General features: G+C 65.6%; 23 protein-coding genes and 1 pseudogene. 8 read left to right on the forward strand and 16 right to left on the reverse strand.

Features of this window, described 5'->3' with window-relative positions; genetic code table 11:
• Positions 1-3 precede the first annotated feature (3 nt).
• Entirely contained in the window at positions 4-1,197 is a 1,194-nt protein-coding gene (gene ppk2 / locus RT614_RS12995) for a polyphosphate kinase 2 (protein ID WP_313622517.1), read from the reverse strand.
• A gap of 107 nt (positions 1,198-1,304) precedes the next feature.
• Here ppk2 and RT614_RS13000 point away from each other — a divergent pair, with 107 nt between their 5' ends.
• The gene (locus tag RT614_RS13000) at positions 1,305-1,913 is read left to right on the forward strand and encodes a hypothetical protein (protein ID WP_313622518.1); all 609 of its coding nucleotides are present in this window, start codon (positions 1,305-1,307) and stop codon (positions 1,911-1,913) included.
• Here the strand turns inward: RT614_RS13000 and RT614_RS13005 are convergent.
• Positions 1,888-3,078 (reverse strand): aminotransferase class I/II-fold pyridoxal phosphate-dependent enzyme, encoded by a 1,191-nt coding sequence (locus RT614_RS13005; protein ID WP_313622519.1) that lies wholly within the window; start codon positions 3,076-3,078, stop codon positions 1,888-1,890. The genes RT614_RS13000 and RT614_RS13005 overlap by 26 nt on opposite strands.
• A gap of 139 nt (positions 3,079-3,217) precedes the next feature.
• Between RT614_RS13005 and RT614_RS13010 the strand changes: the two genes are divergently transcribed.
• The gene (locus RT614_RS13010; protein WP_313622520.1) at positions 3,218-4,273 is read left to right on the forward strand and encodes a hypothetical protein; all 1,056 of its coding nucleotides are present in this window, start codon (positions 3,218-3,220) and stop codon (positions 4,271-4,273) included.
• 19 nt (positions 4,274-4,292) lie between these two features.
• Here the strand turns inward: RT614_RS13010 and RT614_RS13015 are convergent, their stop codons facing one another.
• The 4 genes from RT614_RS13015 to RT614_RS13030 all read right to left on the reverse strand — a co-directional run bounded on the left by RT614_RS13015 (position 4,293) and on the right by RT614_RS13030 (position 7,511).
• On the reverse strand, positions 4,293-4,949 hold the full coding sequence (locus RT614_RS13015) for a methionine ABC transporter permease (protein ID WP_313622521.1): 657 nt from the start codon (positions 4,947-4,949) through the stop codon (positions 4,293-4,295).
• Complete coding sequence (locus RT614_RS13020) at positions 4,930-6,036, reverse strand: methionine ABC transporter ATP-binding protein (RefSeq protein ID WP_313622522.1); 1,107 nt, start codon at positions 6,034-6,036, stop codon at positions 4,930-4,932. Before RT614_RS13020 ends, RT614_RS13015 begins: the two co-directional genes overlap by 20 nt.
• Positions 6,037-6,042: 6 nt before the next feature.
• Positions 6,043-6,930: a MetQ/NlpA family ABC transporter substrate-binding protein gene (locus tag RT614_RS13025; protein ID WP_409558462.1), complete on the reverse strand. Its 888-nt coding sequence runs from the start codon at positions 6,928-6,930 to the stop codon at positions 6,043-6,045.
• Between the two features lie 155 nt (positions 6,931-7,085).
• Positions 7,086-7,511 carry a CopD family protein gene (locus RT614_RS13030; protein WP_313622523.1) on the reverse strand — a complete coding sequence of 142 codons (426 nt, stop codon included), beginning with the start codon at positions 7,509-7,511 and terminating at the stop codon, positions 7,086-7,088.
• Between RT614_RS13030 and RT614_RS29085 the strand changes: the two genes are divergently transcribed.
• On the forward strand, positions 7,510-8,148 hold the full coding sequence (locus tag RT614_RS29085; RefSeq protein WP_409558474.1) for a pentapeptide repeat-containing protein: 639 nt from the start codon (positions 7,510-7,512) through the stop codon (positions 8,146-8,148). The genes RT614_RS13030 and RT614_RS29085 overlap by 2 nt on opposite strands.
• Here RT614_RS29085 and RT614_RS29090 read toward each other — a convergent pair.
• From RT614_RS29090 to RT614_RS13055, 5 genes and pseudogenes are all read right to left on the reverse strand, one after another.
• Positions 8,087-8,593: pseudogene (locus RT614_RS29090) on the reverse strand (DUF2242 domain-containing protein); the annotation flags it as partial. The gene RT614_RS29085 and the pseudogene RT614_RS29090 sit on opposite strands and share 62 nt — an antisense overlap.
• Before the next feature lie 208 nt (positions 8,594-8,801).
• Complete coding sequence (gene ampC, locus RT614_RS13040; RefSeq protein ID WP_313622525.1) at positions 8,802-9,965, reverse strand: class C beta-lactamase; 1,164 nt, start codon at positions 9,963-9,965, stop codon at positions 8,802-8,804.
• Between the two features lie 201 nt (positions 9,966-10,166).
• On the reverse strand, positions 10,167-10,838 hold the full coding sequence (locus RT614_RS13045; protein ID WP_313622527.1) for an SMI1/KNR4 family protein: 672 nt from the start codon (positions 10,836-10,838) through the stop codon (positions 10,167-10,169).
• Between the two features lie 20 nt (positions 10,839-10,858).
• On the reverse strand, positions 10,859-11,446 hold the full coding sequence (locus tag RT614_RS13050) for a hypothetical protein (protein WP_313622528.1): 588 nt from the start codon (positions 11,444-11,446) through the stop codon (positions 10,859-10,861).
• Between the two features lie 36 nt (positions 11,447-11,482).
• Positions 11,483-12,271, reverse strand: a complete 789-nt coding sequence (locus RT614_RS13055) for a PhzF family phenazine biosynthesis protein (RefSeq protein ID WP_313622529.1) — start codon at positions 12,269-12,271, stop codon at positions 11,483-11,485.
• 144 nt (positions 12,272-12,415) lie between these two features.
• On the opposite strand from RT614_RS13055, the gene RT614_RS13060 reads away from it, so the two are divergent.
• Complete coding sequence (locus tag RT614_RS13060; RefSeq protein WP_313622530.1) at positions 12,416-12,892, forward strand: hypothetical protein; 477 nt, start codon at positions 12,416-12,418, stop codon at positions 12,890-12,892.
• An 11-nt stretch (positions 12,893-12,903) separates the two neighbouring features.
• On the opposite strand, the gene RT614_RS13065 is transcribed toward RT614_RS13060, so the two are convergent.
• Entirely contained in the window at positions 12,904-14,529 is a 1,626-nt protein-coding gene (locus RT614_RS13065; protein WP_313622531.1) for a methyl-accepting chemotaxis protein, read from the reverse strand.
• 243 nt (positions 14,530-14,772) lie between these two features.
• On the opposite strand from RT614_RS13065, the gene RT614_RS13070 reads away from it, so the two are divergent.
• Positions 14,773-15,225, forward strand: coding sequence for a GNAT family N-acetyltransferase (locus RT614_RS13070; RefSeq protein WP_313622532.1), 453 nt, complete (start codon positions 14,773-14,775; stop codon positions 15,223-15,225).
• A gap of 15 nt (positions 15,226-15,240) precedes the next feature.
• Here the strand turns inward: RT614_RS13070 and RT614_RS13075 are convergent, their stop codons facing one another.
• Positions 15,241-16,215 carry a helix-turn-helix domain-containing protein gene (locus tag RT614_RS13075; protein ID WP_313622533.1) on the reverse strand — a complete coding sequence of 325 codons (975 nt, stop codon included), beginning with the start codon at positions 16,213-16,215 and terminating at the stop codon, positions 15,241-15,243.
• Positions 16,216-16,385: 170 nt separating this feature from the next.
• On the opposite strand from RT614_RS13075, the gene RT614_RS13080 reads away from it, so the two are divergent.
• Together RT614_RS13080 and RT614_RS13085 are read left to right on the forward strand one after the other, a co-directional pair.
• Complete coding sequence (locus RT614_RS13080; protein WP_313622534.1) at positions 16,386-16,742, forward strand: DUF1428 domain-containing protein; 357 nt, start codon at positions 16,386-16,388, stop codon at positions 16,740-16,742.
• A gap of 62 nt (positions 16,743-16,804) precedes the next feature.
• Positions 16,805-17,302: a VOC family protein gene (locus tag RT614_RS13085; RefSeq protein WP_313622535.1), complete on the forward strand. Its 498-nt coding sequence runs from the start codon at positions 16,805-16,807 to the stop codon at positions 17,300-17,302.
• A gap of 48 nt (positions 17,303-17,350) precedes the next feature.
• Here RT614_RS13085 and RT614_RS13090 read toward each other — a convergent pair whose 3' ends face one another.
• The 3 genes from RT614_RS13090 to RT614_RS13100 form a co-directional block, all read right to left on the reverse strand.
• Positions 17,351-17,863 (reverse strand): DUF1993 domain-containing protein, encoded by a 513-nt coding sequence (locus RT614_RS13090; protein ID WP_313622536.1) that lies wholly within the window; start codon positions 17,861-17,863, stop codon positions 17,351-17,353.
• 163 nt (positions 17,864-18,026) lie between these two features.
• A complete protein-coding gene (locus RT614_RS13095; RefSeq protein WP_313622537.1) occupies positions 18,027-19,145 on the reverse strand; it encodes a PHB depolymerase family esterase in 1,119 nt (372 codons plus the stop codon).
• 111 nt (positions 19,146-19,256) lie between these two features.
• Positions 19,257-19,418 (reverse strand): hypothetical protein, encoded by a 162-nt coding sequence (locus RT614_RS13100; RefSeq protein ID WP_313622538.1) that lies wholly within the window; start codon positions 19,416-19,418, stop codon positions 19,257-19,259.
• Between the two features lie 303 nt (positions 19,419-19,721).
• On the opposite strand from RT614_RS13100, the gene trhA reads away from it, so the two are divergent.
• Positions 19,722-20,366 (forward strand): PAQR family membrane homeostasis protein TrhA, encoded by a 645-nt coding sequence (gene trhA / locus RT614_RS13105; RefSeq protein WP_313622539.1) that lies wholly within the window; start codon positions 19,722-19,724, stop codon positions 20,364-20,366.
• Positions 20,367-20,381: the final 15 nt, after the last annotated feature.

Consider the following 20,381-nt stretch of genomic DNA (forward strand, 5'->3'; position numbering starts at 1 on the left):
GCCCTACAGCGCCCGACCCACGATCAGCGAGTCGATCGCCATCCGGGGATCGTCGCTCTTGCCGTCATAGGGAACGCGGCTTAGCACATAGCGCATGGCGTTCAGGCGGGCGCGCTTCTTGCAATTGGACTTCACGACGATCCACGGCGCATCGGCGGTGTCGGTGTGCGCGAACATGGCTTCCTTGGCGCGCGTGTAGTCGTCCCACTTGTCCAGCGACGCGAGGTCCACCGGGCTCAGCTTCCATTGCTTGAGCGGATGCACCTTGCGTTCCATGAAACGGCGGCGCTGCTCTTCCTGGCTGACCGAGAACCACAGCTTGATCAGGATGATGCCGCTGGAAACCAGATGGCGCTCGAAATCCGGCGTCTGGCGCAGGAAGGCCAGGTATTCGTCCTGCGTGCAGAATCCCATGACCCGCTCGACACCGGCGCGGTTGTACCAGGACCGGTCGAACATGACGATTTCGCCGGCGGTGGGCAAGTGTTGCACGTAACGCTGGAAGTACCACTGGCCCTTTTCGGTGTCCGACGGTTTTTCCAGGGCGACCACCCGCGCGCCGCGCGGATTCAGGTGCTCCATCATGCGCTTGATGGTGCCGCCCTTGCCCGCCGCATCGCGGCCTTCGAACAGGATGACGACGCGCTGGCCGGTGGCCTTGACCCACGCCTGGAGCTTCAGCAGTTCTACCTGAAGCTGGTATTTCTGCTTTTCGTAATTGCGGCGCAGCATGCGATGGCGGTACGGGTAGATGCCCTCGCGCCAGTCCACCGCAAGCTCGTCGTCGGGATTGCGGCGCGTGCGCGGCGCCTGCGTGTTGGCCTCGAGCAGCGCGCGGTGCACGGCCTGCGCGTCATCGGCGGACAGCTCGTCGATCACCGAGCGCAGCGCTTGATGGGCCTCGCCGGGCTCGCCGACCTTGTAGCGGCGGGCAATGTCGGCAAGCACGGCCGCGGTCTCCTGGCGGGCGGCGTCCTGGCGCGCGACGACGCGTTTGCGGATTTCGGCGCCGGGCGCGCTGGACGCTTCGGAGACGGCTTCGGCAGCGGGCGCCGGGACGGATTTGGCGGCCGGCTGGGCCAATGAGCCTGCAGCGCGCTTGGCGGTGCGTTTGGCTGCGGATTTCCTCGCGGCAGCGGGTTTCGCGACCTCGGCGACGTTGTCGGAGTCCGCGGGCTGCTGTGTCTTGTCTGTCATTGATCCTATCCTTGCTGCGCTGGCTGGCCAAGTCCGTGGCGGCCGGCCAGTCGCCGGCGACCCGTCAGGCAAAACCACAACCCTAACTTGCGACGACCAACGCAAAATTGACGTCGATCAAGCGTTGTAACATTTTTACACCGACCCGGCCCCATTACACTGGCCGTTTCGCCACGCCCCAAAATCGCGACACCATGTGGTCACTCATCAAGCGGCTGTTTGCAGGACCTCGCGCGCCCGAAGACCCACTGCAGGAAACCGTGCGTTTCGATGACGCGGGATTCACGCGTTCGAGCGAATTGGCGCGCGCCATGGGCCTGCAGGAGTTCTGGCCATGGCGCGACATCCACGAATTCGGATTCGTGTTTACCCAGGCGATCTATCCCGACCCGTGGTTCGGTGACCATATGGAAAGCCTGTGGTTTGTCCGAGTGCCCACCGACGGCGGCGGACTCATGCGGATGGATTTTGACGCACACGTGCTGGACATCGACCATCTGCCGCCCGCACTGCTGCGCAACCTGCCGGGGCTGGACATGGGCGCGCTTACGGCGGGGCTGACCACCGCCGCGCGCGGGCTGCGCCATTTCGAGGGCGAAGGAGAATGGGTCGCCTGGCGGCGCGACGCTGCCGCGCCGCCGGCCGATCAAGCCGCTACACCGAGCCCTAAACCCGGTCCTACACCCGGTCCTAAACCCGGTCCAGGCCCTGTTTGAGGTCTGCCAGGATGTCCTCCGGTGTCTCCAGGCCCACCGACAGCCGCAGCAAGCCTTCCGACAGGCCATAGCGTTCGCGGTCCTCGGCCGAATAGCTGGCATGCGTCATGGACGCCGGATGCTGGATCAGCGTTTCCGGATCGCCCAGACTGACCGCAATGCGCGCCAGCTTCAGGCTGTTGAGCAGCGTTTTGCCGGCGGCAAGCCCGCCCTTCAGTTCAAACGCCACCAGCCCCCCGCCCGCCGACTGCTGGCGCTGCGCGATATCCGCGCCGGCAGTGCCGGCCAGGCCTGGGTAGAAAACATCGGCGACCGCGGGATGTTCGCGCAGCAGTTTGGCCACTTTCAAGGCGGATTCGCTGTGGCGCTCGACGCGCAATTCCAGCGTCTTGATCCCGCGCAGCACCAGGAAAGCAGTAAAGGGCGACAGGGTCGCACCCGTGAAATACCGCAGCCCCTGGAGCCGGATGGCGTCGATATGTTCCTTGCGCCCCAGCACCGCACCGGCCAGCAGATCGCCATGCCCGCCCAGGTACTTGGTGGCCGAATGCAGCACGATGTCCGCGCCATGCGCCAGCGGACGCTGGAGCACGGGCGTGGCAAAGGTATTGTCGACGATGGTCAACAGTCCTTTGCCGCGCGCGATCGCCGATATGGCCGCGATATCCACCAGCCGCAGATTCGGGTTGGCGGGCGTCTCGAAATACACTGCGCGGGTCTTGGGGCCGATCGCCGCCGCCACGGTCTGCGGCTGCGTGAAATCGGCGAACACCGCGCGCACGCCGAACCGTGCCAGCCCCTGCGTGAACAAGGTGAATGCGGTGCCGTAGACGATCTGGTCGACGACGATCTCATCGCCGCTTTGCAGCAGCGAAAACAAGGTGGCCGAAATGGCCGCCATGCCGGACGCCGTCACCACCCCGGCCTCGGCGCCTTCCAGCGACGCCAGCCGCTCTTCCAGCAGCGCCTGCGTGGGATTGCGGGTGCGGCCATACACGTAGCCCTGGCTCTCGCCCAGCCGGATCCGGTCGAAGGCTTCGATGCTGTCCTGCGTGTAGGTGGACGTCAGGTATAGCGGCGGCGACAGTGCGCCCTGTTCATCCAGCGGCTCGTAGCCCAGGTGGATGGCGCGCGTGGCGAAGCCGTGTTGCGGAATATCGGACATCTCTGAACTCCTGTCATGGGTGAATGCAAGGGCGCAGAGCCCTTGAATTGAAACGGGAAATTGCCGCCGGGACGCGGCATTGACGAGGCTTGGTCGAGTCTTTACAGTCCGAAGCCATACCCCCGTCCTTCTGCGAGCCATGAACGACCCGCAAGCGCCCGCGCCGCCCCAGCGGGAAACGCCTCCGGCTGCCGCTGCAGCCTCCGACCCCCTGGCCCCGTCCACGACGCCCGCTCAGCCGGGCTGGATCCTGCGAGCGGCCACGGTCACGGTGTACGCCGCCATGTTGTCGTGGATCGTCTACAGTCGCCGCCCCGAAAGCCTGACCGCCACGGCGACGCTGGCCATCGGCAGCGCCGTGGTCCTCGGCGTATTCCTGCTTGTCGTGCTGGGCTGCTTTTCCCTGTCGCAGCGCTTCAGGACGCCGCGCAACCGGCTGCGCATCATGCTGGGCACCGGCGTATTCCTGCTGGCCGCCGTCGCGCCGCCCATCGCCGAGCGCAACCACGAAAATCGCCAGCGCGACATCGCCAACGTGGAAATCCGCAAGGCCGTCGACGCGTTGCGCCAGCAGGCCCTGGGCGGCAGCGGCGCGCCCGAGGACGTGCCTGCCATCGACCCCGCGCCCAAGGCGTCCGGTCCGTACGGGGAAATGGAACGCGCAATGAAAACCGTGGCCGGCGAGCGGCTGGCGCAGCACCGCGCCTATCTGCAAGAGCTGAAGATGATCGGCCTGCCGCGGCTCTTCGACGCCAGCCGCCTTGCGCGCGACTCGGGCCTGATCGAAAGCCGGCTGATTCTCGAGCAGGCCGAGCGCCTCGTGCCCGGCTACCGGCGGCAAAGCCTGGACGTGCTGAACGGAATGCCCGCGCTGGTGCGCTCGCTGTCCATCGCCGATGCCGAAAAGGCGAAGATCCTGACCGCCCTGCAGGCGTCCAACGCAGCCAGCGCCGCGAAGCTCACCCGCGTCTGGGACCTGGAAACCCAGATCCTGCACGAGTTCGGCCTGATGATCACGCTGCTCGATGACAACCGGCAATTCTGGTACGCGGACCGCGACGAACTCATGTTCGGGCGCGACGACGACCTGCGCCGGTTTCACCAGCACCAGGAAGCGGTCAACCGGATGGTCGGGGAACAGGAACGGTTGGGATCTCAATCCCTGGCCGCCGTGCCGCAAGCGCCGATGCGCTGATCGACTGCGCATCGTTTTCTTAGCGCTTGTGGTCGGCGCGGCGCGACAGCCATTCGCCGGTGAACTGCACGATCGACACCAGCGCGATCAGGATGACGATCACCTCGAACATCACCCGCGTCTCGTAGCGCTCGTAGCCGTAGCGGATAGCCAGGTCGCCAAGACCACCCGCTCCCACCGCCCCGGCCATAGCCGACGCGTTGATCATCGCGATCACGCTGACCGTCATGCCGCCGATGATGCCCGGCAGGGCCTCCGGCAGCAGGACGTGCCGCACGATATGCCAGCGGCGGCAGCCCATGGCGCGCGCGGCCTCGACCAGGCCGTGGTCCACATCGTTGAGGCTGACCTGCGCGATGCGCGCAAAGAACGGAATCAGGTTGGCCGACAGCGGCACGATCGCGGCCCACGTGCCCAGCGTCGTGCCCACCAAAAACCGCGTAAACGGCAGCATCGCCACCAGCAGAATGATGAACGGGATGGCGCGGAAGGTGTTCACGGTGACCGACAGCGCCTTGTTGAAGCGCGGCCGCGGATACAGGTTGCCGGGCGCGGTGACGGTCAGCACCACGGCCAGCGCCAGGCCCGACGCGATGGCGATGGCGGCGGATATGCTGACCATCGCAAGCGTTTGCAGGAAGGCCTGCAGGTATTTGTCAAGCATCGGCAGCGACATAGCCCAGCACCTTGATCTGATCAGCCACCAACGCGGCGCGCGCGGCCTCTTCCTGTAATGCGTCCGCTGGCACCGACACCAGCAGGCTTCCCTGCGCATGGCCGCGCAGCCGGTCCAAGCCTCCATGCAACAGCGTGGCGCCCGGCCCCATCGCGGCCAAGGCCTGCAGCGACACGCCGTCCGGACGCCCCTGCCCCGTAAATTGCAGGCGCAGCACGGCAATGCCGGAACGCCCTTGCAGATCGGGCACCAGGCGCGCAGCCAGATCGGCCGGCACGTCGTGCTGTAGTGGCCGCAGCAGTGCGCGCGTGGCGTCCGCCTGGGGATTGCCGAACACGCGCCACACCTCGCCCAGCTCGACCTTGCGGCCGCCGTCCAGCACCAGCACGTTGTGGCAGACCTCGCGGATCACGGCCATGTCGTGCGTGATCAAGACCACCGTAAGGCCCAGCTTGCGGTTGATGTCCAGCAGCAGCGCCAGGATCGACTGCGTGGTTTCGGGATCCAGCGCCGACGTGGCTTCGTCGCACAGCAGGATTTCCGGTTCGTGCACCAGCGCGCGCGCGATGCCCACACGCTGTTTCTGACCGCCGGACAGCTTGGATGGATACACGTCGGCCTTGTCGCGCAGTCCCACCATGTCCAGCAGCGCTTCCACCCGCGCCCGCGCGACGGCCGGCTTCACGCCCGCCACGCGCAGCGGCAGCGCTACGTTTTCGGCCACCGTCTTGGCGGACAGCAGGTTGAAATGCTGGAAGATCATGCCGATGCGGCGGCGCAGGCCCACCAGCGCGTCCTCATCCAGTCCGCCCACGTCCACGCCATCCACCAGCACGCGGCCCGCGCTGGGACGCTCCAGCATGTTGATCGAACGCAGCAGCGTGGATTTGCCGGCGCCGCTGCGGCCAATGATGCCGAACACCTCGCCACGGGAAATCGAGAACGACACGTCGGACAGCGCCGCGACCGGCCCCATCGGCCCCTGGTACTGCTTCTGCAGGCCCTCGAACACGATGTGCGCGTCCCGGGCCGAGGAGGTCGCCGCCGTGACGACGGCGCCCTTCGGAAGGGAAAGCTCGCGTTGCATGGCTGCCTAGAAAACCGGGATGACGGAACCTTCGTACTTGCTCAGGATGAACTGCCGCACTTCTTCGGAGTGGTACGCCTTGACCAGCGCGGGCACCCAGGGCGCATCCTTGTCCTTCTCGCGCACCGCGATGATGTTCACGTAGGGATTGTTTTCTTTCTTCTCCACCGCGATGCCGTCGCGCGTGGCGATTAGGCCGGCCTGGTAGGCGAAGCTGTTGACGATGGCGGCGGTGTCCACGTCCGGCAGCGAGCGCGCCAGCACGACCGACGCGCTTTCGACGAAGTTGAGCTTCTTGGGGTTCGAAGTCACGTCCGCCAGCGTGGCGGTGCCGGTCGCGGGGTCAAAGCCGTCCTTCAGCGTGATCAGGCCGTGGTCGCGCAGGATCACCAGCGCGCGCGTCTGGTTGCTGGGATCGTTGGGAATCCCCACCTTGGCGCCGTCCGGCAATTCCTTCAGCGACTTGTACTTGTTCGAGTAGAACGCGATGGGCGAAATCAGCGTGTTGGCCACCGACACCAGCTTGTAGCCGCGCTGCTTGATCTGATCGTTCAGGAAGGGAATGTGCTGGAAGGCGTTGGCTTCCAGATCGCCATTGTTCAACGCTTCGTTGGGACTGGCCGTGCCCGTGATGACCACCGGCTCCACGGCCAGGCCGTTCTTCTTGGCCACTTGCGTCACGACTTCCCAGATCTGTTCGTCCACGCCACCGCGCACGCCGACCTTGAGCGGCTTGGGGTCGGCCGAGAACGCCGGACCATGGAACATGGCTGCGGACGCGAGCACCGCGCCCAGCAAACCCTTGAGAACCGGCGCCCAGGCGCGCACATGACGCGTTTGCGGGGTAACGCCTTCATCCCCGGATGCCCCGGCGGCAGGAGTACGGATAGTCATGATGGAATCGCCTCTAAGTCAACGCAGTTATGAGAGAGACGATTCTAGGGAGGGCCCCTGCGCCCGCGAACGAATAGTTCGTTGAGTCGTTATTACAGGGATCTTTGGATATGGCGCGGCGGCATATGTGCGCCGTTCAGTGTCCTGCTGTCACGCTAGAACGGCTTGACCACCACCAAGGTCACGATGGCGGCGGCGGCCAGCACGGTGACCGGCGCATACAGGTCCACCATCGGCGGCCGGCGCGCGCTGCCGCCGGCCATGCGCCGCAGCGACGCGCTTTGCATGCCCAGCAAGGCGGACAGGCCCAGCGCGCAAGCCAATTTGATCCAGATCCAGCTCATCGCGAACCAGCCGAACGTCATTGCCAGATGCAGGCCGATGAGCCAGGTGATGACCATGGCGGGCGTCGTGACGAAGAGCGTCCAGCGGCGCAACGCATGGAGCATCTTGCGCTCCTTGGGCGCCTGGTCGCCTTCCTGCGGCTGCGAGGTCAGCAGAAACAGCGAGACGAAGAGCGAGCCTGCCAGCCAGGCCACGGCGGCCGCGACGTGGGCCATTTTCAGGAGTTGGTATGTCATGGCCGGCATTATCGCTGGTCGCGGCCAGCCCCATGCAGGGGCCAGCCACGGCGGTTTGCGCTACGGCAAATTCCCCCGGCGTTGTCCGCGCCGCCGTGCCGACGTCAGTTGCCGGCTGGCGGGGCGGCCGATTGGTCCGAAGGCGAGGAGGTGGATCCTGCGGCGGGCGATCCCGCGGCAGGCGAACCTGCGGCGGGCGAACCTGCGGCGGGCGAACCTGCGGCGGGCGAACCCGCGGCAGGCGATCCCGCGGCGGGCGATCCTGCGGCAGGCGATCCCGCGGCCGGCGAACCCGCGGCAGGCGCCGCAGTGGCCGGCGTCGTCGTCACAGACGTTTCAGGCGCTGCGGCCGCCGGCGCCGGTTTGGCCGCATCGTCCGATCCGGACGTGGACGGCGTCGCGGCAGGCGCCGCCTTGTCGCCCCCTGCAGCGGCGGGATTCAGCGTGTCCGCAGGCGCATTCGGCGACACGACCGGGTCCGCCGGCACGGCCGGCTTGGGCGCGGCGGTCTTGCCTCGGGCAGGCGTCGGTTCACGCGGCGCGGCCGCGGCCTGCGCGTCCGGCAAAAAGCGCTGCAACAGCTGGAAAAAGCCGTCGTAGAACTTGGGACGCGTCACCGTCTGGCTGCCGGTCTTGACCAGCGAATCGTCGCTGCCGCCAAACGGCATGGACACCTGGCCCAGCACGCTGACGCCGACGCTGGCGGAGTTGCCGGTGCGCTTGATCGAATAGCGATCCTGCACGGCATTGGCAAACACCGTCGCGCGCTCATTCGAACTGGCATCCGACGCGCATTCGATGTTGAAGCTGATCTGCGTGTGCTGCCCGTCGTCGGCCTCGAAGTTCTTGTGGCCCGTCACGCGCGATGGCTCGAACTTGTCGATGTTGTACCCCTGGCTCAGCAGGGCGCGCCGGCCCGCATCGCACGCCGCGTTGCTGGCGGCGGGAAAGGTCCTTGAGTAGGTGTCGCTCTGCGCGAAGTCCTCCCTTTCATAGGCAGGCTTGGGGGAAGAACATCCGGCCAGAACGGCCGTCAGGGTGGCGAGCAGAGGAAAAGCGATACGGCGGGTGACGCAAGGCATAAGGGGTCCGGCTTTGGGCAACGAAGTGCATTATCGGCCAAGAAGCACGGCGAGATATTGGGGACGGGCTTGAGCGGAGATATGTTGAAACAGCTTAAAGAGCAAAGCAGCCACGCGCGACATCAAGTCCCCGCGTCTCCCCATGCGCCTGCAACGAAGGCCCGAGTCGTAATTGGTATCGAATTAGCCCGGGGCCGCACCCGCCGCTTTATTTGTCCAGTTGGCCCAGGATGCCTGCCGCAAGCCTGACACGCGCCTCGTTCGGGTAGTTCCTGTTGGCCAGGATCACGATGCCCATCTTGCGCGCGGGCACGAAAGCCGCGTAGGCCCCGAAGCCGTTCGTCGAACCCGTCTTGTTGATCCAGGTGTCGGCGCGCGGGGCCAGCGGCGGCTCCAATGCGCGGGCGGCATGGCTCTGGCTGTTCAGCGTGCCCGCATTGGCCGTCAGCAGCGTGTCCAGCGTGACCGGATACGGAAACTGCTCCCAGACCATGTCCTGCGTCATTCCTCCCACCTGGTAATAGCCCACGTGCGTGTCCGCAATGGCGCGCCGGATGTCCTTGTCCAGGACGTCCATGTCCATATTGGCCTCGACGTACCGCAACATGTCGCGCGCACTCGATTTGAAGCCATAGGCCTCGGCCGCAAGCACGCCGGGATTCACGCGCACGGGCGCCCCCTGTTTGTTGTAGCCCTGTGCGTAGCGCGATGCCTTGGCGGGAGGCACGTCGATGTACGTGCTGGACAGGCCCAGCTTGGGCAGCAGCTCCTTTTCCATCGCGGCCTTGAACGGCACCTTCATGCTGGCGGCCGTCGCAACGCCCAACATCCCGATGCTGGGATTGGCGTACGTGCGTTGCGTGCCCGGAGCATGTTCGGGTTTCCAGGCTTTCAGGTAATCCATCAACTGCGCGTCATCACGCACCTCGTCCGGCACCTGCAGCGGAAAGCCGCCGGTGGTATGCGTGGCCAGATTCAGCAGCGTCAGCTTGGCGAAATCGGTGCCGGCCAGGTCGGGCAGGAATTTTGCCGGACTGTCGGTCAGCACCAGTTGGCCTTTGACCTGCGCGTAGGCGGCAAGCGTCGCCGTAAAGGTCTTGCTGATCGAGCCCAACTCAAACAGGGTGTCCCGCGTGACGGCGCGCCGTGTCTGCAGGGACTCAACGCCGTACGTATAGAACCGCTGCCTGCCCTGGTGCGTGATGGCGATCACCAAGCCAGGAATGTCATGTTCGCGCATGACCGCGCGGGCCGCCTCGTTCACGACGCTATCGATGTACGGCAGCTCGGAACGCCCAACGGCGGAGCCGGCCATGCCGGCAAACAGCCCGGCAAAAACCAGGCCGGCGCAAAGATGTCTACGGGTGGGCATGCAACGTTCCGGTGAGAAGGCGGGAACGCCGGCGAAATGCGCGGCGCAACGATGCGGCATCGTACCGCGGCGCCCGCTTCTGCACCCGCGCATTTCCCCTGCGCGCGGCCGCCGAGTCTTGTTGACCGCAGCGTCGGCCGTAATTTCAGAGGCGTCCTGCGGCAGCCGGCCTGATCGGCTATCGCAATCGGAACCTGCCAACTAGGCTTCGCCGCACTCCCACCGCGGCACTACCGCGAAGGGCGCCTCCTCGACCGCCGGCAACAACGCCAGAGCCGCATTGGCTGCATCCTGGCCGACCCGGGCTGGCGACGCCTGCGTTTCTATTTCATCCAACAGCCGGTCCAGTTCCGCCTGCATGGCCTGCGGCAGGTATCCCTTCAGAATCTGAACGTTCGCCTTCACGCATGCCGCGGCCTCGGCGGGCGTCAAGCCGTCTTCGATCAGGTGCGATGGATCCGATGCGCTTCGCACCAGCGCATCGTAGACAAAAGCGTCGAACGACGCCCATTCAACACGGGAATCGTCGCTGTCATGCCCGACCAGAGCGACACCCAGACCGCCGCTGGCCGTCGGCGTCAGGCAATAGGCGTCGCCCGCGCCGGATTCCGCGAACGGCAGGAAACGCCGGCCGTGCTGGTAGCCCGGGTTGAGCCATTCCTCGGCTGTTTCCCGCGCCTGCGCGGCGTCGATCCATTCCAGGTCGTCCATGCAGGACAGCACGGGCTGCGCCGCCAGCGTGCGGCCCTTCCAATCAGCCTGCCATGCGCGGATGTCGTCGCCGTAGCTCGTGTGGCCGGCTTCTATCAATTGGCGCAGCATGGCGGGCAAGGCTATACCGCAGTCCTCGGCCAGTTCGGCATATGTCGCCATCCGGGTTCCTTCCATCGAATTCAAAATTCCAGTATTTCCAGGAAGCACTCGGCTTCCTGCTCATCGCCCAGCACCGCGATCAGGTCTTGCAGCGCCAGCGCGCGATGCTCGGGCTTGATTTCCCAATCGTCGTTGCGCAAGTCCTCGTCGGCCTCCAGGCACACCAGGCCGACGGCGGCCAGCGCGGCGGCCCACGTGGGCAAGTCGGGCGCCACCTCGGCCGGATCCCAACTGCCCGTGCCGTGCATGGCATGCAGGATCCGACCCGTTTCGATGTCCAGGATGAAGGGATCCGCATTCTGGTCGGCCACCACCAGCCAGTTCTCTTGCCATTCCGGCACGCGTTGCCCGTTCGACGCGTCCCAGCGGTAACCGGCCTGCAGGTTCCAAAGCCGGTGCAGCGGGGGAAAGCTGATGTTCGTCTCGGAAAGCGTGATGCCGACGGGACCCACGTTCTCGTGATAAGTCGCGCCCCACGGGCCGACCTGCTCGTAGAAATCGGCCAGCACGGCCGGCAGCGGAATATCGCCGTTCCATCGATCGCGCAACTGCTCGCGCAGTTCGCCAAACCGGGCGAACTGGTCCCGGATGCGCGAAAAGGAAGTCATCGTCATAAGCGTGTGAAGAAAAGCGGTGGCAAGGGATCAGAGATAAATCGAACCGCGCAAATACAGCGCCGCCTGACCGCTGATGACCACCCGGCCATTGTCCGGAACCTCGCATCGCAGCTGGCCCTTGCGCGCCCCACCCTGCTGAGCAGTGAGCACGCGCTTGCCCAGCCGCTGCGCCCAGTACGGCGCCAGCGAGGTGTGGGCGGACCCCGTCACGGGGTCCTCGTTCACGCCCACGCGCGGGCCGAACCAGCGCGATACGAAATCGAATTTCGCGGACGGCGCCGTCACAGCCACGCCGCGCACATCGAAAGCCGCCAACGCCGCGAAATCCGGCGTCAGGCCGTCGATGAGCGCCTCGTCTTCGATCACCACCAGATAGTCGTCCGTGCGGTACAGCGCCTGCGCGCCCGGCAGGCCCAACGCCTGCAAGAGGGCCGGCGCAATCTCCTCCGCCACCGGCTGCTTGGCCGGAAAGTCCATCGCCAGCAGGCCGTCCGCGCGGCTCACCCGGAGCTCGCCGCTGCGCGTGGAGAAGCGCAGCACGTCGTCCTGCGCGCCCAGCACTTCAAACAGCACATAGGCCGACGCCAGCGTGGCGTGCCCGCACAGGTCCACTTCGACGGCGGGCGTGAACCAGCGCAGTTCGTAGCCGTCCTGCTTTCGCACGAAATAGGCGGTCTCGGACAGATTGTTTTCCTCGGCGATGCGCTGCAGCGTTTCGTCCGGAAGCCAGGCGTCCAGCGGCACGACGGCGGCGGGATTGCCGCCGAAAGGTGCGGAGGTGAAGGCGTCCACCTGGTAGAGATCGAACTGGGGCATGGGGATATCCAAAAAAGACGTGCCGCGCGCGCGGCGGCCAGACCGCATTTTGCTACATTTGAGGCCCCAACCCGGCTCGACCTTCCGCCTGGATCGATATCCGGCAGACGGTTTGGGCAACCCGCTCTCGACCACGGAACGACCATGCGCATAACGTCCGCAGTTTCCGCCCGCCCCTCCCGGATGCCGAGCCTGGCCGCCCGCTTGGTGCTAGCCGCCGCATCGGGTCTGGCCGCCGTCGCCTGCGCGCACGCGCAGCAATGGTTCGATGTCGCACCGCGCCCTGATCTCCCCAACGCCGCCATCCGGATCTCGGGTCAGCCCGACTCCCGACAGGCATCGGGCAACGCCAAGGGAAAAATGGAATTCCGATACGCCTCGCCCCAGACTATCCCGGGCGCGGACAAGGGCCGTGGACGCTACAACCGATCCGTGACGGACGTGCTGTTCAACTGCAAGCGGACGCAGGTCGGCTTTCTGCCCGCCACCAGCTACTACATGAACGACAAGCTGATCGCCGCCGTGGGCGACGAGACGCCGGACGAACGACAGGTTCAATTCGTCCGCTTCCCGGAAGGCAGCTCCCAGATGAAGGCCTTGCGCGTCGCCTGCGGCAAGTAGGAAGGCGCAGGCTACGCCAGCAACAGCCGGCCCGCCCCCTGGGCCGGCGTCTCGTCCCGCCCGCGCTCGCGGTCTTCCTGCGCCAGCCGGAACACACCCACCGCCCTGACCAGTTCGCGCGCCTGATCCTGCATGGACCCGGCTGCGGCGGCGGCTTCCTCGACCAGCGCGGCGTTCTGCTGCGTTACCTCGTCCATCTGCGCGACAGCGCGGTTCACCTGATCGATGCCGCTTGCCTGCTCGTGCGATGCAGCGGCGATTTCTCCCATGATGTCGGTCACGTGCCGCACGGCGCCCACGATCTCTTGCATGGTGGCGCCGGCGCCTTCGACCTCGCCGGCGCCTTGGCCCACCTTGGCCGCCGACTCCTCGATCAGCGTCTTGACCTCGCGGGCCGCCTGCGCGCTGCGCTGCGCCAGCGAGCGGACCTCGCCCGCGACGACGGCGAAGCCCTTGCCCTGCTCGCCCGCCCGGGCGGCCTCGACCGCCGCGTTGAGCGCCAGGATGTTGGTCTGGAATGCGATCCCGTCGATGACGGAAACGATCTCGGATATCTTGCGCGACCCTGCGGAAATCTCGCGCATGGTGTCCACCACGGCGGACACCGCGGCGCCGCCGCGCTGGGCGATCTCGGACGCGCTGGCCGCAAGATGGTTTGCCTCGCGGGCGTTGTCGGCGTTCTGCTTCACGGTGGACGCAAGCTCTTCCATCGACGCGGCCGTTTCCTCCAGCGACGCGGCCTGCTCTTCGGTCCGGCTGGACAGGTCGGCGTTGCCCGCCGTGATCTGGCCCGAGGCGGTGGAGATCGTTTCGGCCCCATGGCGGATCGCGCGCACGGCGCGCGCCAACCTTTCCTGCATGTCCTGCAAGGCATGCAAGAGGCGTCCGGTTTCGTCCCGGGACGTTGCTTCAATGTGCTGGCCGAGATCGCCCTGCGCCACGTTTTCCGCAGCCTTGACGGCCCGGGCCAGCGGACGGGTGATCGACAGCGTGACGCGCCACGCGAACAACGCGCCCAACGCCAGCGCGATGCCGGCGAGCGCGATGTTCAGGCGTTCGGCCTCCTGGATGACGGCATGGCTTGCGACGCCCGCTTCGCTCATTTCGGCGGACTGACGCTGCGAAAGCTCGATGATGTGATCCTGCAGGCTATCCAGGATGGGCAAGGTCTCTTGCAGCATGTGCTGGCGCGCCGCATCGCGCTCGCCACGCTTGAGCATCGCGCCCACCGTTTGGAATGACTTGACGTAGCGCCCGCGCACGTCCTCCAACGTCCTCAGCCTTGCGCTTGCTTCGGGGTCGGTGAACAGGGGCCGCATTGTCGCCAGCGCCTGGTCGATGCGCTTGCGGTTCGCTTCGATCTGGAGGAAAAGTTTGTCCGTGGCCGCGGGGTCGGCGTTGACGATCAGTTCCAGGTTGACGCGCGCATTGGCGCGCGTCGTCACGTCCACCGTCGATATGGCGCTGGCCTTGGTCCACGTTTCCTGCGTAATCGCGTGGTTGATGCCGCCGATACGGGTCAACTTGTATTGCGACAGGCCGGCCAGCGCCAGCAACAAGGCGAGCACCGCGCCGAAAGTCAGCGCCAGCCGGGCGCCGATGGAAAGATTGCCGAAGTGGATGCGAGGGATGTTCATGGTTTCAGGTTCAAGGATGTCGACCCGGAGCCATCGCCATGCAAGCGGACGCACTACCACACGGAAATTTCACGGAATATCGAACACGGGAAAATCCCAGTCTAAATTTCGTGACACATTTGGCAAACATTTACATCGGACTTGTTTGCGATTCGACAAAGACAGCCAACATAACGCGCCGAGCTGCCGCGTTGCTAAGATCAGTAATAGCGTTCCGCCCGCAACACTTCGTCGGAGACACGCATGAAACCCCTGGAAAACGCCGTAAGCGTCACATTGGCGACGCACACTGACGACGCCCTGGTCCACGCCTTCGCCCGGCTGCTGCCGCAGCTATCCAAAAGCGCCCCGCCGCTGTCCCAAGCCGATCTCGACGAGATCATCCATGCGCCCTGCAATCATGTATTCATCGCCACCCTGGGGTCAGACCCGCGCATCGTCGGCACGCTGACCCTGGTGCATTTCCGCATTCCTACCGGCGTGCGCGCGTGGATCGAGGACGTGGTGGTGGATCAGGAGGCGCGCGGACTGAAGGTCGGCATGGCGCTGACCCGCGCGGCCATCGCGAAAAGCCGCGAGCTGAAGGCGCGTACGCTGGACCTGACGTCCAATCCTGGCCGGCTGTCCGCCCACCATTTGTACGAATCGGCAGGCTTCGTCATGCGCGATACGCGCGTATACCGTTATGAACGCTGATCGCTGCGGCTGCTGTTACTGGTAGCGTTCGCGATATCCCACGGGCGACATGCCGCAGTACTTGTTGAAGATGTCGCGAAACGCCTTGGTGTCGTTGTAGCCGACCTCGTACATCACTTCAGCGACGCTCTTGCGCGACGTTTCCAGCCGCTGCTTGGCGGCCTCCACGCGCACGCGCTGCACGTATTCGACGATGCTGTTGCCGGTGGCCTGGCGGAATCTGCGTTCAAGGGTGCGGCGGCCCAGCGCGTGGCGGTCGGCAAGCTCTTCCACGGTGATCCTTTCGCGATAGCGGCCTTCGATGTCATCCTGCACGGCGCGCACGATGTCGTCCGCGTGCCCCTTCTGTCCCATGAAGACAGAAAAAGGCAGCTGGCTCTGCCGGCTCCAGTCCAGCTGGAAATACTTGGCGCACCAGATGGCGGTGTCGCGGTCGGTGTATTTTTCGATCAGGTGCAGCACCAGGTGCGCCGCCGAAAACGCGCCGCCGCTGGTGTAGACCCCGTTTTCCGCCATGACGACGCGGTCGCTGATCCAGCGCACGTTAGGAAACAGGCTGGCATAGAGGTTTTGCGCCACCCAATGCACGACAGCCTCCTGCCCATCCAGCAGCCCGCCCGCGGCCAGCAAAGCGGCGCCCATGCACAGGCTGGCGACCTCGCCTCCTGCGCGATGGTGGCGAGACAGCCATTCGATCAGTTCACGATTGGACAGGACGGCGTCCGACACCGACCCCAGCAGCGGCGGCGCGATGCAGATGTGGATGTCGGTGGCGTCCGCCAGCACCATGTCGGCCTGGACCTTGATGCGCCCGTCATCCAGGCTGACCTCGCGCGTGAGTCCCATTGTCCGCACCCGAAAACGGGGTTCGCGGCCGTGCGCGGCCAGGTATTCGTTAGCCACCAGGAAACCGTGGCGGGCGGTTTCCAGGGACGCGATGTTGGCCCCCTTGGGCAGCAGGAACGCGACGTTTTTCATGTTGCCAAGCATACGCCTGCGAGCTGACGCAATCCACCCGCAAGATTGTCGCAATCGCCTATCGGAAAGGCGCCAGGATCCCGATAAAGTGACACCTGCCGATCCCGAATCCGGACGGCGGCCCGGGCGGCTCGCGGACGCCCAGGGGCGGAATAGAACAACACGGACCCAAGGAGTGATCGATGGAAAAGTATCTGGATGGTTTCCTGCTGTGCGTGCCCAAGGCGAACCTGGACACGTACAAGAAAATGGCGCAGCACGCCGAAGGCATCTGGCGCGAACACGGCGCGCTGGACTACCGGGAAGGCGTCGCCGACGACATCGACGGCGAAGGCTTCGCGTCGTTCAGCGCGGCTGCCGGGGCACGCGAAGGCGAGGTCGTGGTATTCGCCTGGATCCTGTACCCCAGCAAGGAAGAACGCAACCGCATCAACGCCAAAGTCATGTCCGACCCACGGCTGGCGGACATGTGCTGCGACGGCGTATTCGACGTCAAGCGCATGTGCTGGGGCGGCTTCGCCACCCTGGTCGGCAACTAGCGCGCATAACGCGCACGGGCCGCGCCGAGCATGCGGCCCATCGAAAAACCTGGAGACGAATCATGGCCACCAACGCAGTCAAGCCCATTCCCGAAGGCATGCACACGCTGACCCCGCACATCGTGTGCGAAGGCGCTTCCGATGCCCTTGCCTTCTACAAGAAAGCCTTCAACGCCGAAGAACTCATGCGTCTGCCCGGCCCCAACGGCAAGATCATGCATGCGGCTGTACGCATCGGCGATTCGGTGCTGATGCTGATGGACGACTTTCCGGAATGGGGCACCCTGGGGCCCAAGGCGCTCAAGGGCACGCCGGCCGTCCTGCATCTTTACGTGAACGACGCGGACGCCGCGATGCAGCAGGCGGTGGCCGCGGGCGCGCAGGTGACGATGCCCGCCGCCGACATGTTCTGGGGCGATCGCTATGGGCAGGTGGTGGATCCCTTCGGCCACCGCTGGTCCATCGCCACGCACAAGCAGGACCTGACGCCCGAGGAAATCCAGCAGAACATGGCGAAGATGGGCCCGATGGAGGGCTGCGGCGACGCCACGAAGCAGTAACGGAACGGCGGCGTGCGCCACGCCGCCGCCGGAAGCGCCTGCGGACTCCTACTGGGAATAAGGCCCCAGGAAGTCCATCTTCCCGATCGGCACGCCGGCCTGGCGCAGGATGCCGTAGGCGGTCGTCACGTGGAAGTAGAAGTTGGGCAGCGCAAACGTCAGCAGGTAATCGTCGCCCTGGAACTCGGGCTTGAATTCCCCAAAGCTCAAGGTGACTTTCCGGCCTTCCGATCCGTCGATCTGGTCCGGCGTGACACTTTCCAGGTAGGCAATCGTGTTGGCGATACGTTGCTGCAGCTGCTCGAGCGTGGTTTCGTTGTCGGCGAACTTGGGCGCTTCGCCCTGGGTCAGGCGCTGCGCGGCAAACTTGGACGCATCGCTGGTGCGCTGGATCTGCCCCGACAGCGGGTACATGTCGGGCGCCAGGCGCGCGTTCACAAGTTGGGACGGATCGATACCCGTCGCCTGCGCATGCGCCGCGGCCTTTTCCAGCAGCGTCGCCAGCACGTTCAAGCCGCGAATGAAGACAGGCACGGACGCCTGATACATGGATAGGGGCATGGAGAGTCCTCTTTGGGATTTCGGCCCGGAGCACCACGCTCCGGACAAGGCGGCATCGCCGCGATGTTACGCCGGGCCGGGGCGCTGCGCGCCGACATGACCATTCCCGGCGCCCGAACAATGGGGCCGCAACGCGATCATGCCGCGTCCGCCCCCCGTTGCCTCAACCTGCGACGACTCGCCGCTGGCTCTGGAAAAACCGCCACACCAACGCGGACGCGTCCGGTCCGCAGTTTGCGTGGTACCTGACCGAGGGGTCGCCCCCGCTCCAGGCGTGCTCCAATCGCGTGATCTCGCACAGGCGAAGCACAGTCTTGCGCCCGCGCATGACGTCCACCCGACGATACGCCTTGTCCGTACCCAGGCCCAGCACGCGTTCCACCGGCAGTGCGTGCGGATCCGGCGCGTTCAAGGCACGGAACTGTTCGAACAATTGTTTCGCATTGCGCGGCGCCACGGCCGGGTCGAGCTGCCCCTGCAGGATCAGCGCTGGCATGCCCAGTTCGAAGACGGCTGGGTCCGCCACTGATTCCAGGTTCGACAGCAATGGTTTGATGCTGCCGCGCCGCATCGTATTCAGGCCGCCCGCCGCGTTGTGGGCGTCTCCCACGACCGGCCCCGAGTGCATCGCTACCGCCGCGACCAGCGTGGGGTGCCGCAAGGCGACCAGCGCCGCCATGCCCGCTCCCGCCGACAGCCCCGCCACGTACACACGTTCCGGATCCAGACCATGGCGCTCGACCTCGGCCCGGATCAACGCCGCGATGAGGTCGGCCTCGGCCCCGCCGTGAGCTGCATCCGGCTGAAACCAGCGCCAGCAGCGCTGCACCTGGCGCGCCATGGATTGCTGCGGGTACAGGACCATGAAGCCCCCGGCATCCGCCCATTGGTTCATGCGTGAACCGCGCGCGAACGCCGCCGACGTCTGCCGGCAGCCGTGCAGCATCACCACCAGCGGCATGCCGGCCACCGGGGCCGACAGCGGGGTATAGCGGGAAAAGGCCAATCGGCGGCCCACGCCGTCCGAGAACTGTCGGGACGCCTCCCAGCGCCCCGTGCCCCCTTGCGGCGCGACGGCCGCCGCCTTGGCCGCCTTGATCGCCGTTGCCGTCGCGGCTGCCTTGGCCGATTTGGCAGCCGCACTGCCCGCGGCAGCCGTCTTGCGCGTCGTCTTGACGCGTTTGCGTGCAGCCTTGGGGGCCGCAATGCGCAACGCCGCGCGCTGGAGCCGGGTGATTTTTTTAGCCGCTTTGAAAAACAGACTGCTGAAACTGCGCGCCATTGCTTGGGCCTGTTCGGTGGATCCTGTTTGCCGCGGCCGGGCTGGCCGGGTACCGCGGCGCCGATCGACGGTCGTGTCGGCGGCGCCGCCCCGCAAGGCGGATGCCTGCCGTCAGAAACGGGAGGGAGGACGTGCGGAGGCGCCTGTCAGCAGTTCCAGGCAGGAAATCAGAGCCACGGCGATCGTCAGGATCGAAAGCACCTTGACCACTTTGCTGGAATCGGGGCGGGTCAGCATCGCCGTCATGCGAGTGACGATGTATGCCCCAACCATAAGGCCAATTGCCGGAATCATCGGTGCTCCCCTTGGAGTGTCTGTCGTAGCGGCGCTGCTGCGCCGCCCACTTGCAAGCCCGGAATGAAGAATGCTGGCTGCCTCTATCGGGCAGTCTGAACAGCGCGACAAATGTATCACAGAGTAACTAATTCGGCGTCCTTTTAATGGCCCGGAATTCCCCGGCGTCTTTGCACTAAATCAAAGCCGCCCCGCATCCTGCGGCCGCGAATCAGAAGTCCGCTTGAGCCATTGCCCCAAAGCGCCTATGGTGAAAGACTTTCGCGCAGATCAGAAGCATTCATGTTTCCCAACGACCGTCCCCAGACATTGGGCGAGGAAATCGCCAACAGCATCAGCCACGGACTGGGCGCAGCCGGCGCATTGGCCGGCGCTCCGCTCCTCATCGCGGCCGCCGTGCGCCAGGGCGACGCCGCCTTCATCGCGGGCGCCGCAGTGTTCGCTGCGTCAATGTGCCTGTTGTACCTGGCATCAACGATTTATCACGCCTTGCCCCGCTGCCGCGCCAAGCAGATCTTCAATGTGCTTGACCACTCCGCCATCTACCTTCTGATCGCCGGCACCTATACGCCGTTTGCGCTGGGCGCCCTGCGCGGACCATGGGGCTGGACGCTGTTCGGATTGGTATGGGGATTGGCCCTGCTGGGCGTGGGGCTGAAAGCCAGCAAACGGCTCAACCGGCCCGCCCTTTCCACCGGCCTGTACCTGGCGATGGGCTGGATCGTCGTCATCGCCGTGAAGCCCCTGCTGGAGCTCGTGCCCACAGGCGGCCTCTGGTGGCTGGTGGCGGGGGGCCTCGCCTACACGGGCGGCGTGGTGTTCTTCGTGTTCGACAACCGCTGGCGCTACAGCCATTTCATCTGGCACCTCTTCGTGCTTGCGGGCACTGTCTGCCATTTCTTCGCGGTCTTCTGGTACGCGGCCTGACCCGGCCCCGGCCTG

Origin of the sequence: Achromobacter sp. (genome assembly GCF_032102605.1) — a bacterium.
Classification (GTDB): domain Bacteria; phylum Pseudomonadota; class Gammaproteobacteria; order Burkholderiales; family Burkholderiaceae_B; genus Achromobacter.